Annotated in this window: 16 protein-coding genes; 3 read left to right on the top strand and 13 right to left on the bottom strand. The window is 62.3% G+C overall.

The features are described from left to right. Window positions 1-44: 44 nt before the first annotated feature. A complete protein-coding gene (locus KHO23_RS20290) occupies window positions 45-890 on the top strand; it encodes a MurR/RpiR family transcriptional regulator (RefSeq protein ID WP_211613039.1) in 846 nt (281 codons plus the stop codon). A gap of 225 nt (window positions 891-1,115) precedes the next feature. Here KHO23_RS20290 and KHO23_RS20285 read toward each other — a convergent pair whose 3' ends face one another. From KHO23_RS20285 to KHO23_RS20240, 10 genes are all read right to left on the bottom strand, one after another. After that, complete coding sequence (locus KHO23_RS20285; protein WP_211613038.1) at window positions 1,116-4,817, bottom strand: YadA-like family protein; 3,702 nt, start codon at window positions 4,815-4,817, stop codon at window positions 1,116-1,118. Window positions 4,818-5,374: 557 nt separating this feature from the next. Beyond that, a complete protein-coding gene (locus tag KHO23_RS20280) occupies window positions 5,375-5,791 on the bottom strand; it encodes a CopD family protein (RefSeq protein ID WP_120289555.1) in 417 nt (138 codons plus the stop codon). A 111-nt stretch (window positions 5,792-5,902) separates the two neighbouring features. Further along, window positions 5,903-7,174, bottom strand: coding sequence for a glutamate-5-semialdehyde dehydrogenase (locus tag KHO23_RS20275; RefSeq protein WP_211613037.1), 1,272 nt, complete (start codon window positions 7,172-7,174; stop codon window positions 5,903-5,905). Between the two features lie 246 nt (window positions 7,175-7,420). Beyond that, a complete protein-coding gene (gene holA / locus KHO23_RS20270) occupies window positions 7,421-8,542 on the bottom strand; it encodes a DNA polymerase III subunit delta (protein ID WP_211613036.1) in 1,122 nt (373 codons plus the stop codon). 102 nt (window positions 8,543-8,644) lie between these two features. Further along, window positions 8,645-9,196 (bottom strand): LPS-assembly lipoprotein LptE, encoded by a 552-nt coding sequence (locus KHO23_RS20265; protein WP_211613035.1) that lies wholly within the window; start codon window positions 9,194-9,196, stop codon window positions 8,645-8,647. Between the two features lie 91 nt (window positions 9,197-9,287). Further along, window positions 9,288-11,882 (bottom strand): leucine--tRNA ligase, encoded by a 2,595-nt coding sequence (leuS, locus tag KHO23_RS20260; RefSeq protein WP_211613034.1) that lies wholly within the window; start codon window positions 11,880-11,882, stop codon window positions 9,288-9,290. Between the two features lie 196 nt (window positions 11,883-12,078). Further along, on the bottom strand, window positions 12,079-12,516 hold the full coding sequence (locus KHO23_RS20255; RefSeq protein WP_211613033.1) for an ExbD/TolR family protein: 438 nt from the start codon (window positions 12,514-12,516) through the stop codon (window positions 12,079-12,081). 24 nt (window positions 12,517-12,540) lie between these two features. Continuing rightward, window positions 12,541-13,263: a MotA/TolQ/ExbB proton channel family protein gene (locus KHO23_RS20250; RefSeq protein ID WP_211613032.1), complete on the bottom strand. Its 723-nt coding sequence runs from the start codon at window positions 13,261-13,263 to the stop codon at window positions 12,541-12,543. Between the two features lie 78 nt (window positions 13,264-13,341). Further along, window positions 13,342-14,139 (bottom strand): 4-hydroxy-tetrahydrodipicolinate reductase, encoded by a 798-nt coding sequence (dapB, locus tag KHO23_RS20245; protein ID WP_211613031.1) that lies wholly within the window; start codon window positions 14,137-14,139, stop codon window positions 13,342-13,344. A gap of 200 nt (window positions 14,140-14,339) precedes the next feature. After that, window positions 14,340-15,176, bottom strand: a complete 837-nt coding sequence (locus KHO23_RS20240; RefSeq protein WP_211613089.1) for an outer membrane protein assembly factor BamE — start codon at window positions 15,174-15,176, stop codon at window positions 14,340-14,342. Between the two features lie 157 nt (window positions 15,177-15,333). Here KHO23_RS20240 and fur point away from each other — a divergent pair, with 157 nt between their 5' ends. Further along, window positions 15,334-15,762: a ferric iron uptake transcriptional regulator gene (gene fur / locus KHO23_RS20235; RefSeq protein WP_012434340.1), complete on the top strand. Its 429-nt coding sequence runs from the start codon at window positions 15,334-15,336 to the stop codon at window positions 15,760-15,762. A 176-nt stretch (window positions 15,763-15,938) separates the two neighbouring features. On the opposite strand, the gene KHO23_RS20230 is transcribed toward fur, so the two are convergent. The 3 genes from KHO23_RS20230 to KHO23_RS20220 form a co-directional block, all read right to left on the bottom strand. Beyond that, on the bottom strand, window positions 15,939-16,457 hold the full coding sequence (locus tag KHO23_RS20230; RefSeq protein ID WP_211613030.1) for an ureidoglycolate lyase: 519 nt from the start codon (window positions 16,455-16,457) through the stop codon (window positions 15,939-15,941). 13 nt (window positions 16,458-16,470) lie between these two features. Further along, entirely contained in the window at window positions 16,471-17,481 is a 1,011-nt protein-coding gene (alc, locus tag KHO23_RS20225; protein ID WP_211613029.1) for an allantoicase, read from the bottom strand. Between the two features lie 134 nt (window positions 17,482-17,615). Then, complete coding sequence (locus KHO23_RS20220) at window positions 17,616-18,944, bottom strand: C4-dicarboxylate transporter DctA (RefSeq protein ID WP_211613028.1); 1,329 nt, start codon at window positions 18,942-18,944, stop codon at window positions 17,616-17,618. 228 nt (window positions 18,945-19,172) lie between these two features. Between KHO23_RS20220 and KHO23_RS20215 the strand changes: the two genes are divergently transcribed. After that, complete coding sequence (locus KHO23_RS20215; RefSeq protein WP_211613027.1) at window positions 19,173-19,865, top strand: FadR/GntR family transcriptional regulator; 693 nt, start codon at window positions 19,173-19,175, stop codon at window positions 19,863-19,865. Window positions 19,866-19,940 lie beyond the last annotated feature (75 nt).

Below are 19,940 nucleotides of genomic sequence, written 5' to 3'. Positions count from 1 at the left end.
TCAGATATAGTCCATCCATTCTTCAGCATAGTGCGAGTTTTCCGATGATGCTGTCCCAGGTGGAAGAGATGCGCGACCAGTTGCGCCCGTCCGAGCGCAAGCTGGCCGATTACGTGATCGAGGCGCCGCGCGAGGTGCTGGATCTCTCGATGACCGAGGTGGCCGCGCGCGCGGGCGTCAGCCAGCCGACCATCGCGAGGTTTTGCCACGCACTCGGTTTTTCGGGGTTTCGCGAGTTCAAGATTCGGCTCGCGCAAGGCATTGCCGCGGAAGTGCCCGCCGTCTACCGCGACGTGCGGCCGGATGAGCCGACGCCGGGCGTCGCCGCGAAGGTGCTTGACCGGACCATCGGCGCGCTGATCCAGGTGCGCAACAATCTGTCATCGGACAGCGTGGCCGCGGCAATCGCGCTACTCGCACAGGCACGGCGCATCGAGTTTTATGGCGCAGGCGGTTCGGGCATTGCCGCGTTGGATGTACAACACAAGTTCTTTCGCCTTGGCATGCCGAGCGTCGCGTATTCGGACCCGCATACGTTTCTGATGTCGGCGGCGCTGCTGGGTGAAGGCGACGTGGTGGTGGCGATTTCGAATACCGGCCGCACGCGCGATATCGTCGACGCGGTGAAGTCGGCGCTTGCCGCGGGCGCGAAGGTGATCGCGATCACGCACGGCAATTCGCCGTTGGCGCGGCTCGCCACGGTCGGATTGTTTGCCAATGTCGACGAAGACACGGATATCTTTTCGCCGATGACCTCGCGCGTCTCGCATCTGGCGATCGGCGATATTCTCGCCGTGGGCGTGGCGTTGAGCCGGGGGCCGGAACTGGTCGAGAAGATGGCGCAGGCGAAGCAGGTCATTACGCGCCGAAGGATCGATCCGGGTGCGTAGTCGCTCATAGCTGGGTTGCGGCCGGGTAGTTGCGCCCGTCGCGCCAACGCGCCTCGCATCTCGGCAAGCTCCATCCCGCGCAAGCGGATTGCCCAAGGTGCTCCAGTCGATACGAAAAAGGGCTCCCCGAAGGGAGCCCACTGTCCTGCTCAACTATCTGATCAAGCCAGGTTCGCGAAAAGCAGCCAAACAAGCGCAGCGTTTTTCGCGACCGTCACGCAACGCTTACCACTGATACGACGCACCTGCGCCGACCGTCGTTTCGCTGCCGCTGATACCCGCACCCACCTTGACCTTCACGTTCGACGTGATGCGCGCCGACGCGCCCACCGCTGCTGCCTGATAACCCTTGTAGGTCGCCCCGGCGACACCGATTGCCAGTGTCTTGCCCGGATCGACTTCCGGAATCATCGTCAGCGCGGTGGCGGCTGCGACGCCGCTGTAGGCCGCGCGTGCCGTCTCACCCACGGCCGACTGCATCTGGCCGAGGTTCACCGCATCCGTCGCCGACTTGCCCGGCGCGACGTTCGTGATGCGACGCTCATTGCCTTGCGAGCCGACCGAAAGGGTGTTGGCCTGATCCGCCACCGAACCCGCACCGATAGCAACCGAGTTTTCGCCGCTCGCCTGCGATCCGCCGCCAAGCGCCACCGCATTGGTGCCCGACGCTACGGCCGCTGGTGCGCCTCCCGTGTTGAGCGACATGGCGGCGCTACCCGTTTGCTGCTGGTTCTGCACCGACTGGCTCAGATCCGACAGTTGCTGGTTGGTATTCCACAACTGCGCGCCGGTCACCGCATCGCTGCTGGTTGCCGATAGTTCGCCCTCCTGCAGATTGGTCAGCTTCACCTTCGGCGCATCAGCCGACCCGCCCATCGTCACCTGATTGTGAGCGGCGCTGTCGTACTGCACCGCATTCGCAACCGACGTGCTCATCGTGCCGACGGTCGACTGCAGGCTCGCGATATCGGAGGTGTTCTGCGTCACGCGGCCGTCGATGTTCGTCAGCGCGGCGCCGACGTTGTTCACCGTCGTACCGCCGACGGTGTACACCGGCGCGGAAATCGTGCCGTCCTCGTTGACGGTCGAACCGCCGCCGAGTGCCGCTGCCGTGCCGGCTGCATGCGAATACAGTTGGGCGCCGTTCACCGCATCGTTGCTCGTCGCATTCACCGCACCCGCTGCCACACCCGTCACGACGCGGTTACCCGCCGTGCCGGCCATGTTGACGCGCAGGCCGTCCGTCGTCGCACCGACGAGAATATCGCGCGAGGTCTGGTCTTGCGTAACCATGCCGATGCTGCCGTTGTTGATCTGCGTCTCAAGCGACGACAGATTGGTGTCGAGTGTATCGAGCGCGTCGCCAACCGTGGTCTGCGTGCCGCCTTGCATATGGTACGTCGGGCTGACGATCGAACCGTCCGCGTTGACCTGCGCACCGCCGCCGAGCGCCGCGACAACCGGGCTCAACTGGCCCAGGTTGACCGCGGAGGTAGCGGTCGTACCGGCTGCGACGCCGAACAGCTGACGCGCACCTGCGACGCCCGCGAAGTTGATCGCCGAGCCGCCTGTGCCGGCGGCCACCGTCAGATCGCCGGTCAACGCGTCCTGCTGGACCAGACCCACCGTGCCGCTGTTGAGCTGCTTGGCCAGATCGCTCACCGAACCTTCGACGTTCGTGACGCGAGTATCGAGCGCCGCGATGTTGCCGGTGTTGGTGGCGATGTCGCTGGTGTTCTGCGCGATGTTGTTGGCGTTGGTCGAGATGTCGCTGGCGTTTTGCGCAATGTCGCTCGTGTTCTGGGCGATTTCCGCAGCGTTCTGTGCGACGTTCTGGTTTGTCGTGTAGAGCTGCGAACCATTCACCGCTTCCGCGCTCGATGCGGACAACGCACCGGCCTTCAGGTTGGTGATCGTCGTGCCTGATGCGCCGGCCAACGTGATCGAGTCCTGCGTGGACGAGTCGTACGCTACCGCGCCGGATACGCCGCCACCCAAGCTGGCGAGCTGCGAGTTGATCGTGCTGATATCCGTGGTGTTTTGCGTGATCGCAGCAGTGTTCTGCGCGACGCTCTGGTTCGTGGTGTAAAGCTGCGAACCGTTGATCGCATCCGTGCTCGACGCCGATACTGCGCCTGCTGCCACGTTCACAATCTTGCGCTCCGCGCCTTTCGCACCGACTGACACCGTATTCGCGGTATCGGCAACACTGTTGCTGCCAATCGCCACGGCATCGGCGGCAGTCGCCTTGGTCTTATACCCCAGCGCCAGCGAGGAGTTGCCCGATACTATGCTCTTATCGCCCAGCGCGATCGAACTGGTGCCGGACGAATCGGCAGACGATCCAATCGCCACTGCAGAACTATTTGACGCGCTCGCTCCAGTGCCGATCGCAATCGCGTTCGTGCCAGTCGCCAAAGAATCCTGACTAACCGAGTTCACGTGAAAGTAATTGATACCTGCGTTGCCCGTGGTCAGGCCGTTCACCGTGGTCTGCAGATTGGTCACGTTGGTGTTCGTTGCGTAAAGCTGCGAACCGTTCACTGCGTCTGTGCTTGATGCTGAAAGCGCGCCGGCTTTCAGGTTCGTGAGCGTCGTACCGGATGCGCCGGCCAGCGCCACTGTGTCGTGCGCCGACGAGTCGTACTTCACTACATCCGCCATCTGGCTATTCATGGCGCCGACTTGCGTGTTCAACGTGCCGATATCAGTCGTGTTCTGCGCGATGTTGCCGGCGTTGGTCGCGATATCGCTGGTGTTTTGTGCCATCGTCGCAGTGTTCTGCGCGACGTTCTGATTCGTCGTATACAGCTGCGAACCGTTTACGGCGTCCGTACTCGATGCGGACAACGCGCCTGCCGCCACGTTCGACAGTGTCGTGCCGGATGCGCCGCCCAGGGTCACCTTGCCTTCGGTCGTGTCGTCGTAGGCGACGAACGCGTTGGTTGCATTGCCGCTTGAGTCGACCTTCAGGCCGGCTGCCTGAAGCTGGCCGTAGTTGACTGCATCGGTGGTTTGCTGACCAGCCGCCAAGTTCACGATCTGGCGATGCAGCGTGCTGCTGCCGACGGAAACAGTGTTGTCCAAAGTTGCCACTGAACTTTGTCCAATCGCCACACTCCCCGTCCCAGTGCTCGACGCACGATAGCCGAGCGCCGTGGACCTCAGACCTGAAGCCACCGAAGCGTTGCCCAGTGCGGTAGCCTGACCATTGGACGCGTTTGCGCTTGCCCCAACCGCTGTGGAGTATATTGCAGCAGCGCTCGCCGAGGCGCCGATAGCGGTGGTTTCAGCGTTACTCACTGTCGCGCCGGCGCCGAAGGCTAACTGCGAACGCGATGGATACGTGTTTTTTGCAGGTCCCAGAGGGGACACACCATCAGTGAACGCGATAAGACTCGTTACCCCATACAACTGCGCTCCATTCACCGCATCCGTGCTCGATGCCGACACCGCGCCCGGCGCGAGATTGGTGATCTTCTTACCGCCCATATCAAGCGTATTAAGCATGAACACACCACTATTCGTGATCCGCATCTGATCAACACCGCCCGCGCCGATATGCGCGGTATCCGGATCGGTCACCGTGAAATACGCGCCTGCTGTGCCACTGCTGTTGTAGGACACAATCCCCGCCTGCTGGGTCGCCGCGCTGCAATCGCCGTTCGTGGTCACGGTCGCGCCGTCGGCCGAAGAAATACAAGCCGAGTCGCTCGTGTTGGTACCCAAAATGCCCGCCGCAAACGAACTCGCCGTCGCAGCCGCTTCCGCCTTCACCGCCATACCAAAACCAACGCCCGCAGCCAGCAGAGCCGTCACCAGCACCTTCTGATTCCGGCTCGACTTGCCTTTGCTCCGCGCCACTTCCGAAGCGGCCACATACGTTCCGGTGGTTTCATTCCAAACGGTTTTGTACGATTTATTCATGATTTCTTCCTTCTGAAGATCTGGTGTCGGGGTCAGTGCCGCGTGAGGTGTTTGAAGAAGAACCTGCGCGCGTCATTGGGGTTTCAGAAGGATTGAAATCAGGGCCGTCTCAATGGATCTTTTCGGACCATCCCATTAATCCTTCCGGGATGGCACCACTATAAAATTAGGAATTTCGCTCCTTAATAAGACGATTCTTAAATAAGACCTACAGCAAAACGGAATATTCCCGCGCTCAAAAACAAGAAATATGACTTGATTCGTAGGAACTGCCCGATGCGCAGGGAACTTAGCCTACGCGTCGTCAGATCCGGTGCACGCAGACGAGCGCGGTCCTCACGTAGATTAGGAAAACTCCTAACGGGCGGATCATGTGGATGAACATCTTGAGAAGGCGAAGACAAGCCCCAAAGCCAGGATTAAATCCAACGGCTTCGGGCTTATATCAGATGAGGAAATTCAAAACGAGGTGCGACTAGCGAGTCGCATTTCCACGGCAGCAGATGCCGCGAAATAATAAAACTCGATTAACCGAATTAAATAGCAATATCCGTTTTTTAAAACGGCTTAATCACAACCAACGCAACCGCCGCCAGCATCCCCAGTACCGGCAATTCATTAAACATCCGATACCACTTATGCGAGCGACGATTCTCGCCGCGTTCGAAGGTCCGCAACAGCACGCCGCAATACGCGTGGTAAATGATCAGCAACACCACCACACCGACCTTCGCGTGAATCCAGCCCTGCCCGCTTCCGATGCCGACCGCGAGCCACAGCCATAGACCGCACGCGAGCGCCGGCACCGCGATAAACGTCATGAAGCGGAACAGCTTGCGCGCCATGATCAAGAGACGCGCCGTGGCGGCAGGCTCCGTTTCCATCGCCAGATTGACGAAGATGCGCGGCAGATAGAACAGGCCGGCAAACCAGGAAGCAATCAGAACGATGTGAAACGTTTTAACCCAAAGCATCAGATGTCCTCGTACTGCGTGTCAGCGTGGAAATGAGCGGGGCCACCGGCGCACTGAACGGAGAGCTTGCGTCCATCCCAGTGTCTGCGATAGCGCGCCGGCGACGAAACGTTACTGCCGCCCTTCGCCGTGCCCAAGCACGATGTATTTCAGCGACGTCAGCCCTTCCAGCCCCACCGGCCCACGCGCGTGCAGCTTGTCGTTCGAAATGCCGATTTCCGCGCCCAGACCGAATTCGAAGCCATCCGCGAAACGCGTCGATGCATTCACCATCACGCTTGCCGAATCCACTTCACGCAGGAAGCGCATCGCGCGATCGTGGTCTTCGGTGACGATCGCGTCGGTGTGCTGCGAGCTGTAGGTGTTGATGTGCTCGATCGCGGCGTCGAGATTGTCGACCACCTTGATCGCCAGCACCGGCGCGAGATATTCGGTGCGCCAGTCTTCTTCGGTGGCATCGACGAGCGGGCCGACACCCGCATCCGCCAACACAGCGCGAGCGGCCGCGTCCACGCGCAATTCCACTTCCTTGTCGCGATACAGCTTGCCCAACGGCGGCAGCACTTCAGCAGCAATACCGCGCGCCACCAGCAGCGTTTCCATCGTATTGCAGGTGCCGTAACGGTGCGTCTTCGCGTTGTCGCAGACAGTCAGCGCCTTGGTCAGATCCGCACGGTCGTCGACATACACGTGGCAGATGCCGTCGAGGTGCTTGATCATCGGCACACGTGCTTCGTTCATCAGCCGCTCGATCAGGCTCTTGCCGCCACGCGGCACGATCACGTCGACGTATTCGGTCATCGTGATCAGCTTGCCAACCGCGGCGCGATCCGAGGTGGCCACCACCTGCACCGCGTCCTGCGGCAAGCCGGCGGCTTCCAGCCCTTCGCCGATCAGCCTGGCGAGCGCCGTGTTGCATTCGAGCGCTTCCGAGCCACCGCGCAGAATCGTCGCGTTGCCCGATTTGAGGCACAACGCCGCGGCGTCGATCGTCACGTTCGGACGCGATTCGTAAATGATGCCGATCACGCCGAGCGGCACACGCATCTGGCCCACCTGAATGCCGCTTGGACGGTACTTCAGGTTGCTGATCTCGCCGATCGGATCGGCTAGCGCAGCGACCTGGCGCAGACCTTCAACCATCGTCTTGAGCGCCTTGTCCGACAACGTCAAACGGTCGATAAACGCAGCGTCGAGACCTTTTTCGCGAGCACGCGCGACATCGCGCGCGTTGGCTTCTTTCAGCAGCGCGGCATCACGCTCGATCGCCTGAGCGACAGCGGCAAGCGCGGCGTTCTTGGCGGCCGTCGACGCCCGCGCCATCGCACGCGAAGCGTGGCGGGCGCGGCGGCCGAGGTCGGTCATGTACTGGTCGATATCCATGGTGAGTCTCATAGCGCCGCGCACGTCGAGGTGCGGCGGACAGGCAGAATTAGCGAAAAGATCAACCGATTGTAAGTCGGGTAGCGGCGCTTTGCTTGACGAGGGGCGGCCCGTGTTGCCTGCGCTCTCGCAGCATGGGCACGTTGAACGCACCCAGTGCGAGATGTCATCAAGGCACTAACGGTGACGATCTCGCTGCTACCTGGGCATGAATCAGACCGGGTCTGGCCACATTGGCGATATGGCTCAGACAGGCCTGCGTGCTGGGGCACCTGCTCCGGCGCGAGGTCGCGGCGGTGGCACAGGTGCCACTTTCGCCGGCGCAGCCACCGTCATGGCCAGTTCGAACAAACCGTCCCACGGATCAGGCGGTGGATCGTTGCGATGATTGCCCGGCGTGCCGCCCGACAGCCCCTTCACCTGTCGATCGAGCCGCGCGGCCAAAGCAAGCGCCTTTTCCAGCGCACTTTCTGTGACGCGCGACAGCGCCGGCCCAATCAGGCGCTCACGCGGACCCCACACCCGGTTTTCGCGCACCAGCATCGCGAGCGGTTTGCCGGCCGCGACACCACGCTTGATCCGCAACAAGGTCCGCACTTCCTCGACGACCGCCCACAGCACCAGCACCGCGGCCTCGCCCTCGCCACGCAGCCCGTCGAGCATGCGCGAGAGGCGGCCGACATCGCCCGCCAGCATTGCTTCGTTCAGCTTGAAAACGTCATAACGGGCGACGTTCAGCACAGCGTCCTGAATCTGTTCGAAGCTCAACGAACCCGCCGGATATAGCAGCCCGAGCTTCTGGATTTCCTGATGCGCCGCCAGCAGGTTGCCTTCAACACGTTCGGCGATGAACGCCAACGCGCGCCGCCCTTCTTCACCGGCAGCGACCCGCTGGCCTTGGGCCGCCAGACGCTGACCGACCCAATTCGGCAACTGCGCGCGCTCGACCGGATCGATTTTCAGCGCCACGCCGGCATCGGACAGCGCGGTGAACCACGCGGACTTTTGCGTCGCCGCATCGAGCCGCGGCAAGGTGATCATCGTCAACACGTCGTCATTCACGGCGGCGGCAAGTGCCTTCAGCGCATCCGCGCCTTCCTTCCCTGGCTTGCCGGACGGAATGCGCAACTCAACCAGTTGACGGTCGCCGAACAGCGACATCGATTGGCTCGCGCCAAGCAGCGAACTCCAGTCGAAACCGCGCTCGACGGTGAACACCGAGCGATCGGTAAAACCGGCCGCACGCGCCGTCGCGCGAATCCGGTCGCACGCTTCCTGCGCGAGCAGGTGCTCGTCGCCGTACACGACGTACAGTCCGGCGAGTCCCTTCGCGAGATGCGCTTCGAGCGCGTCAAGTCGCAGTTGCATGGCTAACGATCGGCGAGGTTGAACACGTGCATGAGCGAGTGCATATGCAAGTGCAAGTGCAAGTGCAAGTACAGCAATTTAAACAAAGACACAGCGTGACGCTCACAGCGGCGGCGGCGGCAACGGCGCGCGCGGTGCAACCCCCGGCACCTGCTGACCCGGCGCCGGATGCAGCGAGCGCACCAGAGACAGACGGCGCGTAAGCTGGTCGATCGCGTCATTTTCCATGTCCGCGAACAGGATGTCGGCCTCCGCAGCCTTGGCCTGCGAGTACTGGTCGCTATAGGTCATCGCGCGGTTCAGCGCGATCACGCTTGGCGGAATCAGCACCGTGCCGTCCTTACCGACCAGCGTATAGTTCATCGAGAGATTGATCGCATACTCTTCAACCACGCCGAGTGAGTTCAGCGTAAGCGTATTGATGCCGCGGCCTTCGGTGATCTGCAACGTTGCGTCGGCATTCGCGACGGAACTGACCACCACCGTGTCGCTGCCGCCCTGCACGAGGCGGGTCAGCCGCGCGCCGGCCGCTGCCGAACCGCCGGAGACATAAAGTCGTTTGAATGCGTAGTCCTGCTGGCCGCGCAGCTGGAAGCCGCAGGCGGACAACATCAGCACGCTGCACACCAGCGTCAATAACGATCTGCGAGTCACATTGGCTCCTGGTTCGCAGTAGATTCCGCAGCAATAGGCAAGCGCCGCCATGCGCACCGGCGCTTGTCTGCTGTCATGTTTGGGTGGGCTATCAAACGACCACGTTCACGAGACGGCCCGGCACCACGACGATCTTCTTCGGCGCCTTGCCTTCGCTAAACTTCTCGACCGCATCATGAGCGGCGGCGAGCTTTTCGATCGCTTCACGGGTCGCATCTTTCGCCACCGTGAGCGCGCCGCGCACCTTGCCGTTCACCTGCAGCACCAGCTCGATTTCGGCTTGTTCCAGCGCCTGTTCGTCGACCTTAGGCCACGCTGCGTCGAGCAGCGAGCCGAATTCGTCGGCGTAACCGAGTTCTTGCCACAACTGGAACGTCTGGTGCGGCACGACCGGATACAGCACGCGCAGCAGCACGCTGTACGTCTCGCGCAGCACCGCCGGTTGCGCGCCCTTCGCGCTGTCGAGGGCGTTGAGCATCTTCATTGCCGCCGACACCACCGTGTTGTACTGCAAACGCTGGTAGTCGAAGTCAGCCTGCTTCAGCACGCTGTAGATCTCGCGGCGCAGCACCTTGTCGACGTCGCCAAGTTGTGCGGCGTCGAACTTGCCGCCCGCGCGCAGCGCTGCTTCGTTCGCGTGACCGAAGTTCCACACGCGGCGCAGGAAGCGGCTCGCACCTTCCACACCCGAACCGGACCATTCGAGCTGCTGCTCGGGCGGTGCGGCGAACATCACGAACAGACGCGCGGTGTCAGCGCCGTGTTGATCGATCAGCAATTGCGGATCGACGCCGTTGTTCTTCGACTTCGACATCTTTTCGACGCCGCCGAGTACCACCGGCTGGCCGTCCGAGTTCAGCACGGCGCCGACCGGGCGGCCTTTGTCGTCGAACGAGACGGTAACGTCGGCCGGGTTGTACCAGGTCTTCTTACCCGCTTCGTTTTCGCGGTAATAGGTTTCGTTGAGCACCATGCCCTGCGTGAGCAAGTTCCTGGCCGGCTCGCCGAAATTGATCAAGCCCATGTCGCGCATCACCTTCGCCCAGAAACGCGAGTACAAGAGGTGCAGAATCGCGTGTTCGATCCCGCCGATGTACTGGTCCATCGGCGCCCAGTAGTCGGTGCGCTCGTCGACCATGGTCGAAGCATTCGGCGCCGCGTAGCGGTAGAAGTACCAGGACGAATCGACGAAGGTGTCCATGGTGTCGGTTTCGCGTTTAGCCGCGCCACCGCAGGTCGGGCACTTGCAATTCACGAATGCCTCGGACTTCGCGAGCGGATTGCCCGTGCCGTCCGGCACGAGGTCTTCCGGCAACACGACCGGCAGATCTTTCTCCGGCACCGGCACGTCGCCGCACGTCGGGCAGTGGATGATCGGAATCGGCGTGCCCCAGTAACGCTGGCGCGACACGCCCCAGTCACGCAAACGCCACGTGATCTGCTTGTCGCCGAGGCCGAGTTCTTTCAGATCGGCGGCGATCGCGTCGACCGCCTGCGTGTAGTTCAGGCCGTCGTACTTGCCGCTGTTGATGCAGACACCACCTTCCTTCTCGCCATACCATTCTTGCCAGGCTTCGGTGGAGAATTCCTTGCCTTCGACCGCCACCACCTGCCTGATCGGCAGATCGTATTTCTTCACGAAGGCGAAGTCGCGCTCGTCGTGCGCGGGCACGCCCATCACGGCGCCTTCGCCGTAGCTCATCAGCACGTAGTTGCCGATCCACACTTCGACCTGTTCCTGCGTCAGCGGATGCGTGACGTAGAAGCCGGTGCCCATGCCTTTCTTTTCCATCGTCGCGACGTCGGCTTCAGCCACACCGCCGCGCTTGCATTCCTCGATGAAGGCTTGCAGTTCCGGTTTGTCTTTCGCGAGACGCGTGGCAAGCGGATGCTCGGCGGCGACCGCGCAGAAGGTCACGCCCATGATCGTGTCGGCGCGCGTGGTGAACACGCGCAGCAGCTTCTGTTCGCCGTCGATTTCATACGGGAAGCCGAAGTTCACGCCGAAGCTCTTGCCGATCCAGTTCTGCTGCATGATCTTGACGCGCTCGGGCCAGCCGAGGCCTTCGAGGTCGTTCAGCAGTTCATCCGCATACTGCGTGATACGCATGTAGTACATCGGGATTTCGCGCTTTTCGATCAGCGCGCCCGAACGCCAGCCACGGCCGTCGATCACCTGCTCGTTGGCGAGCACGGTTTGATCGACCGGGTCCCAGTTGACGGTGCCGGTTTTCTTGTACGCAATGCCCTTTTCCAGCATCTTCAGGAACAGCCACTGATTCCACTTGTAGTAATCGGGGCTGCAGGTCGCGACCTCGCGCGACCAGTCGATCGCGAGGCCCATCGACTGCATCTGCTTCTTCATGTAAGCGATGTTGTCGTAGGTCCATTGCGCGGGCGGCACGTTGTTGGCCATCGCCGCGTTTTCCGCCGGCATGCCGAACGCGTCCCAACCCATCGGCATCAGCACGTTGTAGCCGTTCATCCGCAGATAGCGGTACATCACGTCGTTGATCGTGTAGTTGCGCACGTGACCCATGTGCAGCTTGCCCGACGGGTACGGCAGCATCGAAACGCAATAGAACTTGGGCTTGTCAGTCGTTTCCGATGTCTTGTACGCGTCGATGGCGCGCCATTGCCCTTGCGCGGCGGCTTCGACGTCGGAGGGAACGTATTTTTCGTGCATGGTGTGATGAGATCGCTGGGTTCGGTGCTTTCGCACCGGCCGCTTTGGTGCTCTGCTGGATGAAATGGCGTCGTTTCCCCTTCTGCGGGGGAAAGGGCTGATTATACCGTTCGCGGACGGGTGCGCCGCGCGGCGTGGTGCGCGGGGACGACAGGGTTGCGCCTGAGCGGGAGCACGGGGTCGCCAGATGCCACCGCTACGGTTTCGCCCCCGGCGGCGGCGGATCGGTGACGAAACCGATCCGCTCAAGCCCGGCCTGTTGCGCCGCGCCCATCACCTGCGCGATCACCTCGTAACGCGTGGAACGCTCGGCGCTGAGCTGGATCTCCGGCTGGTCGGCTTGCGCCTGTTTGCCGGCTTCCACGAATCGCGCGCGCATCTGCTGCAGCGTGATGATGTTGCCGTTCCAGTACAGCTTGCCGGCGGCATCGATTGAAAGAGAGATGGTTAGCGGTGTTTGCCGCGCGGGCGCGGCCGCGACCTTGGGCAAATCGAGCCGGATCGCGTGCGTGAATAAAGGCGCGGTAATGATAAAAATCACCAGCAGCACAAGCATCACGTCGATCAACGGCGTCATGTTGATCTCGGCCATCGGCGCTGCCGTCTGCTTTTTCTCGAGTCCGCCGAATGCCATGTCGCCTCCTTCTGTCTTGCCGTCTCAGCCGTGCGCCTGGTGAGTCCGGGCCTGGGCTTGCTGAGGCTGGGGCCGGGGCTGATCCGCCGGCGCGCACACATAGGCGTGCAAATCGTGAGCAAAGCCGTCGAGGTCTTCCGACAACTGCCGCGCGAGCCGCCCGAACACGTTATAGGCGAGCACCGCCGGAATCGCGACCACGAGACCGAAGGCTGTCATGATCAGCGCCTCGCCGACCGGACCCGCGACGTTTTCGATTTGTGCCTGACCGCTCGCCGCAATGCTGCCGAGCGCGTGATAGATGCCCCACACCGTGCCGAGCAGGCCGACGAACGGCGCCGTGCTGCCCACCGAGGCCAGCAGCACCTGGCCGAACTCGAGCCGCCGCTGCGACGCGTTGAGCGCCTGACGGAGCGCCCGCAACACTCGCTCGCTGCGTTCCACGCGGGCGAGCAGCGCGCCGGGAATGTCCACTTCGGCGGCATGCAGCGCGGCCTCGGCGAGCGGCGTGAAAACGCGCTCGCGGTCCATGCGCCGCAATGCCGCGACGCCGTCAGACAACGTCGACGCCTGCCAGAACTGCGCAATCGCCGGCACAGCCTGACGTTTGGCGCGCGTGAGGATCCAGCTTTTGACGACCAGAAAGCACCAGCTCGCAATCGACATCGCCAGCAGCACGTACGCGACGCCATGCGTGATCGCGTCGCTGGTTTCCAGGTAGTGGATGATGCCGCTGCTGCCTGCCATCTGACCTCGCCGTTGGAACGTGATTACAGGGGAGCTACAAAAGAGCAAAACGGGGCCACAACCGGCCCCGCGACGCGCTCAACGCAGGCCGAGCACGTCCTGCATGTCGAACAAGCCCGTCTCGTGACCTTCGAGGAAACGGATAGCACGGAGCGCGCCTTGCGCATACGACAGGCGGCTCGCCGATTTGTGCGTGATTTCGATACGCTCGCCAATGCCGGCAAACAGCACCGTATGGTCGCCGACGATATCGCCGCCGCGAATCGCCGAGAAGCCGATCGTGGACGGGTCGCGTTCGCCGGTCACGCCTTCACGGCTGTAGACCGCGCAGTCGTCGAGATTGCGGCCGAGCGCATGGGCGATCACTTCGCCCATGGTCAGCGCCGTGCCGGACGGCGCGTCGACCTTGTGACGGTGATGCGCCTCGATGATTTCGATGTCGTAGCCGGTTGCGAAATGCTTCGCGGCGTATTCGAGCAGCTTCAGCGTCACATTGACGCCCACGCTCATGTTCGACGAAAACATGATCGCGACCTTGTCCGCCGCGGCGCGCAGTTGCGCTTTCTGCTCGTTGTCGAAGCCGGTCGTGCCGATCACCATTTTGACATTGTGGCGCTGCGCGGCTTCCAGATGCATCAGCGTGCCTTCGGGACGCGTGAAGTCGATCAGGTAGTCGGATTCGGCGAAGACGCGCTCGATATCGTCAGTCAGCAGCACGCCCGTCTGTTTGCCCAGAAACGCGCCGGCGTCCTGGCCGAGTTGCGGTGCGCCCGCACGGTCGAGCGCGCCGGACAACGTTGCGCCGGAATCGTTGAGGACGGTTTCGATGAGCATCCGGCCCATACGGCCCGATGCGCCAGCAATGGCAATTTTCATGGCTACGAGGGTTCGAAAGGGGTAAACGCTGCTAAACCCGGCTAACGCGGGCAAAAGCGGCGGCGGGCAGCACACCCGGGCGCCGCGCATACAGGCACAGCCACGACCAGCACAGTACAGCAGAAAGCCTGACGGGCGCTGCGCACGGTGCATTCCGTCGCAGCGCCCGTCTTAACCGTCCTAAGAGAAGGACAGCGAGCTTAGCCGCCCGTTCCCGTAGTGGACGAAGAAGACGTCAACGGCGCGTTGTGCGTCGGGCCGCCGTTGCTGCTTTGCGGGCCGGTCGGACCCACCGGATTGTCCTGCGTGCCCGGAATCTGCGGCGGCGGCGGACGGTGGAACTGGAACTGCGGCTGCCCGGCGGCCGTTGGGCCTTGCGACGGGATACCGCCACCGTTGGCGGTCGGCACGGCCGAGCGCACGGAAGGCTGCGCATTCGACGGCGTCTGCACCGCGTTGGTCAGCCGATTCGCGGCCTGTGCGGCTTCGGCGTTGGCGTCCGTTGACGGCATGGCCGCTGCTGTCGCGGCGGCGTCGACCGACGGCGAACGCGTGGTATCCACGGTATCCGCCGCCCCAGCCACCGGCACGCTGGCGCCCGTTGCAGCGCTTGCCACGTTCGGCACAGCGGCCTTCTTCTTGCCGGCCTTGTCGCCGTCGATTTCCGCCAGCAACTCGAGGTTGGACGGCAGGTCCTCGCCACCCGTCCAGCTGGCGACGCGGTCGCCCGCGAACGTGACTACGAAGTCGCGCTGTTGCACAACGCTAGTCGAGCCGCGCTTGAAATAGAACACGTAGTCCCAGCGGTCTGCATGGAACATGTCGGTCAACAGCGGCGTGCCGAGCAACTGCTTCACCTGCGCGCGCGACATGCCGACCTGCATCTGCGCCGCCGCTTCTTTCGAGACGAAATTGCCTTGCACCACCGTAATACGGTACGGCGTAATGCTTTGGGCAACACGCTGCGTCAGGCTGTCGTACGTGGAACATCCGGCAAGAACCGCGACAGTCGCAACAGCGATCAAGGTACCCCGCATGCGGCTCCCCCGGTAGATCAATTGAGAATTTGAAATCATTTCACTCACCGTGCGAGCCCGCTGACGAGCGCGCGAGTTTCATTCCATCGAAGATGACCAGAACGGCAAAAACACATTACTATGAGAGCCCAGCATTGTACTCTAGGGATCCCTTGTCATGACCAATCCAACCGATCTCAAGAATATCGGGCTCAAGGCGACCCTTCCGCGCCTCAAAATCCTTGAGATTTTCCAGCATAGCCCGGTGCGCCATCTGACGGCAGAAGACGTCTACCGCAACCTGCTGCACGAAGAACTCGATATCGGCCTCGCAACCGTGTATCGCGTGCTGACGCAGTTCGAGCAGGCCGGCCTGCTTTCGCGCAGCAACTTCGAATCGGGCAAAGCCGTGTTCGAATTGAACGAAGGGTCGCATCACGACCACCTCGTTTGCCTCGATTGCGGGCTCGTCGAAGAGTTCTTCGACTCCGAAATCGAGAGCCGTCAGCAATCCATCGCGAAGGAACGCGGCTTCAAGCTGCAGGAACACGCGCTGGCGCTGTACGGCGCGTGCACCAAGGAGAATTGCCCGCATCGCAAGCACTAGGCTGAATTAGTGCGATGCCGGCCGCGTCGGGGTGCGCGGCTCGGTGAGCAACTAAAAAACCCGGCCGATGAAGATCGGCCGGGTTTTTTTCTGCATGCGGCGCTGCGGCAGCGTTGGGACACTCGCGTCTCCGCCTCCCGGCATGTGCGGCATTGCCGCCGCGTTGCGACTCCCGCTTACTCCGCCAACGCGACGCTCGTCTCAGCATGGAACAGCAGCCGCCACGACTCGGCCAACGGCAATTCGTCGCAGTTGGGCTGCTCGCCGCCACGATCCACCACCACGAAATCGCTCACCTGATCGAGCGCGAGCAGCGGATGGTGCCAAACCCCTTTGGCGTAGTTCACGCCCTGCCAGCCGTCGCTCCAGAACGCCCGCATCTGCGCCGGATCAAACTCGCCTGCCGGCGCAACGACCACCAGATAGCGGCGTTCCGTTAAGGGAATGAAAGCCTGACTACCGAGCGGATGCCGTTCCATCATGGCGATTTCGATCGGCAGCGCACGCGGCTGCGCCCGAAACAGATTGATCAGCGACCGGCCGCCGTTTTCCGTCACGTCGACCTTTGCGAGGTCGTGATAGCGCTCGGTCGTGCCACTGTTGATCGGGAAATGGCGCGCGCCATCCAGTTCGATGACGTCGCCGAACGGCGCGAAGGCCGCGCGCGTCAGACGTTCCACAGGCAATGTTTTCATCAAAGCCACTCCGTTATGCGATCTCGCCCCACAAGCGCAGGCGCGATACGCCGCCGTCCGGGAACATGTTGAACCGCACGTGCGTGACCGGCCCGAGGGACGCGATGTCGTCGGTGAACGTGTGCACGTGGTCCATCTGCAACTTCTGTTCGCCGATCAGCACCGGCCAGAACATCGCCTGCGTGATCAGCGAATCGTCCGTGCCGCCCGTCACCGAAGCCGCCTGCAGCGAACAGCGATCCGGATAGTTGCCTTTGAAGTGCGCCGTATCCACTTCGATCTTACGAATCACGCCCGGTCGCGCGAGCGCGACGATTGCCCAGTCGTTGCCCGGCTCGCGACGGCGTCGCGTTTCCCAGCCGTCGCCCATATTGACGCCGCGGCCCGGCATCAGCATCTGCGAGGCCGGCCCGAAATGCTGGTTGTTCGCGGCAACAAGGTACGCGCCGTTTTCGATCGCGGCGAGATCCAGCAGCGTGCCGCGCTCGACGCGCTCCCAGTCGCGCTTCGGCTGGCCGTACACGCGCAGACGCGCCAGGCCGCCGTCCGGATACAGATTCACGCGCAGATGGGTGAAGGCGCGGGCGTCGTTCACGTCGACGTAGTGGTGATGGTTGCCCTGCAGCGTGGTGGCCGGAACCAGCGTCTGCCAGTCGGCATTGTCGGGCGGCACGTCGCCGTCCACGTAGCACGCATCGATCGACGCAGCCGGCGGGAAGTTGCCGGTAAAGTGGCTCGTGTCCAGATCGACGCCGTACACGACGCCCGGCCGGGCAAGCCGGATCACGCAGTAGTCGTGACCGGTGGTCCGCTTGCGGCGGGTTTCCCAGCCGTCCATCCATTTGCCGTGGTCATCGTATTTGCCGGGAATGAACACCGCCGGTTGCGGCTCGAGCATGCGTTCTTTCGGTGCGAAGAATTCGTCGCTCGCGTAGAGCGCCTGCGCGCCCAGACGCGGGTCGGCGAGGTTCATGTAGCGACGGGTGAAAGCGGGAGCGTTGGGGTCGAGGATCGGATTAGCCATAGTCTCAGTCAGACAACGAAAAGTGAGGGAGATCCGGCGAAGTCAGCGCATCCGCCGGGGCAGAACCGCGCGCTGCATTGGCGCGCGGTTGGATAGCTTTGAAGCTGGCCACGGTGCAACGTGGTCGTGTCTCGTTAGACGGCCGGCGCATGTTTACCGGCGGTGGGCTCCGCGTCCGTGATTTCGCCTGCCGGCACGTAGCGCAAAGCTGCATCGCGGTTCAGCACGCGATGAGCGCGCACCCGGTCGATATCGTTTTCCCACACCGCGACGACCACGGTCGCCACACAGTTGCCGATCAGGTTGGTCAGCGCACGCGCGATACCGACGAACCAGTCGACCGGCAGAATCAATACGAGGCCGAGCACGGGAATGGCCGGAATCGCGGACAGCGTTGCGGCCAGAATCACGATTGCCGAGCCGGGAATGCCGTGTGCGCCCTTCGACGTCACCAGCGACACCAGCACCACCACGATCAGGTCATGGATCGACAGCGGCGTGTTAGTGGCCTGTGCGATGAAGATGACTGCCAGCGTCAGATAGATCGAAAAACCGTCGAGGTTGAAGGAATAGCCGGTCGGAATCACCAGCCCGACGGTCGAATCCTTGACACCCATCCATTCGAGCTTGCGCATGATTTGCGGCAGCACCGCATCTGACGAAGCCGTGCCGAGTACGATCGACAGCTCTTCGCGCAGATAGCGGATCAGCTTGAAGACGCTAAAGCCGGCCAGGCGCATCACCACGCCCAGCACCACCGCCACGAACACGAAACAGCTCGCGTAGAACACCAGCACCAGCATGCCGAGTTGCTTGAGCGACTCAACGCCGTAGGTGCCGGTCGTGAACGCGATCGCGCCGAGCACGCCGAGCGGCGCGAGCTTGATGATGAAACCCATCACGCGGAAAAACACTTGCGAAAGCTCGTCGATCAGGCTGCTGACGCGTTGCGCCTTACTGCCCAACAGCGACAGCGCCGAGCCGAACAGCACCGAGAACACGAGGATTTGCAGGATGTCGCCGGTCGCGAATGCGTTGATCGCCGTGTCGGGGATGATCTTCAGCAGAAAGCCGGCCGTGTCCTTGAGGCTCTTCGCGTGCTCCGTGTAGGTCGACAGCGAAGCGGGGTCGAGCGAATGCAGATTGATGTTCATGCCGACGCCTGGCCGCGTTGCGTAGGCCAGCACTGCGCCGATCACGAGCGCAATCGTCGTCATGACCTCAAAGTAGATCACTGCCTTCAGGCCGACACGGCCCACCTTGCGCAGATCGCCAGCATGCGCCATGCCGCTCACCACGACGCAGAAGACGATCGGGCCGATCACCATCTTGATCAGCTTGAGAAAGCCGTCGCCGAGCGGGCGCAGCGATTGGGCGAAATGCGGGAATACGGCGCCGATCACGATACCCGCCACCAGCGCTATGACGACCCGGCCAAACAGTGAATTGAAGAACTTCAACACGGCTTCCTCCTGGTTACGATTCACATCTGTTCAGACTGGTCCGACCAGTTCTGTTATCTCGAATAGTAGGAAGCCGATATACTGACGTCAAGGATTCGTTAAATAGCGTTTACCCGCTGTTTTTCAACGGCTTCGGGCCCGGATTGCGCATATTAGAAGGCCCGTCGTACGAACGTTCAGAACGCGTACTACAATGCTGGTCAGACCGCGCACCCCAAGTGAGCCACGATGAAAAACGTTCCGCATACCGTCACTGATGCCGCCATCGCGACCATCCGCGAACGGATCGAAGGGGGCGTCTATCCGGTGGGCAGTTTGCTGCCGGCGCAGCGTCAGCTCTCCGAAGAACTGGCGATCAGCCGGGCATCGCTGCGCGAGGCGCTCTCTACGCTCGAAGCACTCGGTCTGCTGATGATCCGCCCCGGCAAGGGCGTGTATGTGGAAAGCGCGCAGGCGGTGGCCGCCCAATCGTGGCGTTTTGCAGAGCAATCGTCGCTACCGGATACCTACCAGATGCGTTTCGCGCTGGAAGGCTTTATCGCGCGCATGGCGGCACTAGCCGTCACCGATTCCGACCTCGCCTGGTTCGAAGACAACATCACGGCCATGCAAACGGCGCTCGCCTGCGATGAACTCGACGACGCCGCCCGCCTCGACTACGACTTCCACATGCGTATCGTGAGCATTGCCGGCAACGCCGCGATCGAGTCGATCCTGAGCAGCGCCGCGGAGATCATGAAGGAAAGCCAGCGGATGCCGTTTTACCGGCGCGAACTGGTGCTGTCCACGTACACCGAGCACCGGGCGATTCTCGATGCGCTCAGAGCGCGGGATTCCGCCGCGGCCGGCAAGGCGATCGAAACCCATATCTCGAACGCCGCACAGCGCGCCGGCGTGTATTTTCCAACGCCGCAAGCATAAAAAAAAGCCGCTCCGAAGAGCGGCTTTTTCCTTTCTGCCCGGCTGGCCGCGCGGGCCGCAGGGCATGCGAATCAA

Origin of the sequence: Paraburkholderia haematera, from assembly GCF_905220975.1 — a bacterium.
In the GTDB taxonomy this organism is placed as follows: Bacteria; Pseudomonadota; Gammaproteobacteria; order Burkholderiales; family Burkholderiaceae; genus Paraburkholderia; species Paraburkholderia haematera.
This window is presented reverse-complemented; position numbering and strand designations above follow the sequence as displayed.

Bases quoted from the DNA above. Each gene is read 5' to 3' on its own strand.
- KHO23_RS20290 (WP_211613039.1), top strand. From the start codon at position 45: ATGATGCTGTCCCAGGTGGAAGAGATGCGCGACCAGTTGCGCCCGTCC.
- KHO23_RS20285 (WP_211613038.1), bottom strand. From the start codon at position 4,817: ATGAATAAATCGTACAAAACCGTTTGGAATGAAACCACCGGAACGTAT.
- KHO23_RS20280 (WP_120289555.1), bottom strand. From the start codon at position 5,791: ATGCTTTGGGTTAAAACGTTTCACATCGTTCTGATTGCTTCCTGGTTT.
- KHO23_RS20275 (WP_211613037.1), bottom strand. From the start codon at position 7,174: ATGGATATCGACCAGTACATGACCGACCTCGGCCGCCGCGCCCGCCAC.
- holA (WP_211613036.1), bottom strand. From the start codon at position 8,542: ATGCAACTGCGACTTGACGCGCTCGAAGCGCATCTCGCGAAGGGACTC.
- leuS (WP_211613034.1), bottom strand. From the start codon at position 11,882: ATGCACGAAAAATACGTTCCCTCCGACGTCGAAGCCGCCGCGCAAGGG.
- KHO23_RS20255 (WP_211613033.1), bottom strand. From the start codon at position 12,516: ATGGCATTCGGCGGACTCGAGAAAAAGCAGACGGCAGCGCCGATGGCC.
- KHO23_RS20250 (WP_211613032.1), bottom strand. From the start codon at position 13,263: ATGGCAGGCAGCAGCGGCATCATCCACTACCTGGAAACCAGCGACGCG.
- dapB (WP_211613031.1), bottom strand. From the start codon at position 14,139: ATGAAAATTGCCATTGCTGGCGCATCGGGCCGTATGGGCCGGATGCTC.
- KHO23_RS20240 (WP_211613089.1), bottom strand. From the start codon at position 15,176: ATGCGGGGTACCTTGATCGCTGTTGCGACTGTCGCGGTTCTTGCCGGA.
- fur (WP_012434340.1), top strand. From the start codon at position 15,334: ATGACCAATCCAACCGATCTCAAGAATATCGGGCTCAAGGCGACCCTT.
- KHO23_RS20230 (WP_211613030.1), bottom strand. From the start codon at position 16,457: ATGAAAACATTGCCTGTGGAACGTCTGACGCGCGCGGCCTTCGCGCCG.
- alc (WP_211613029.1), bottom strand. From the start codon at position 17,481: ATGGCTAATCCGATCCTCGACCCCAACGCTCCCGCTTTCACCCGTCGC.
- KHO23_RS20215 (WP_211613027.1), top strand. From the start codon at position 19,173: ATGAAAAACGTTCCGCATACCGTCACTGATGCCGCCATCGCGACCATC.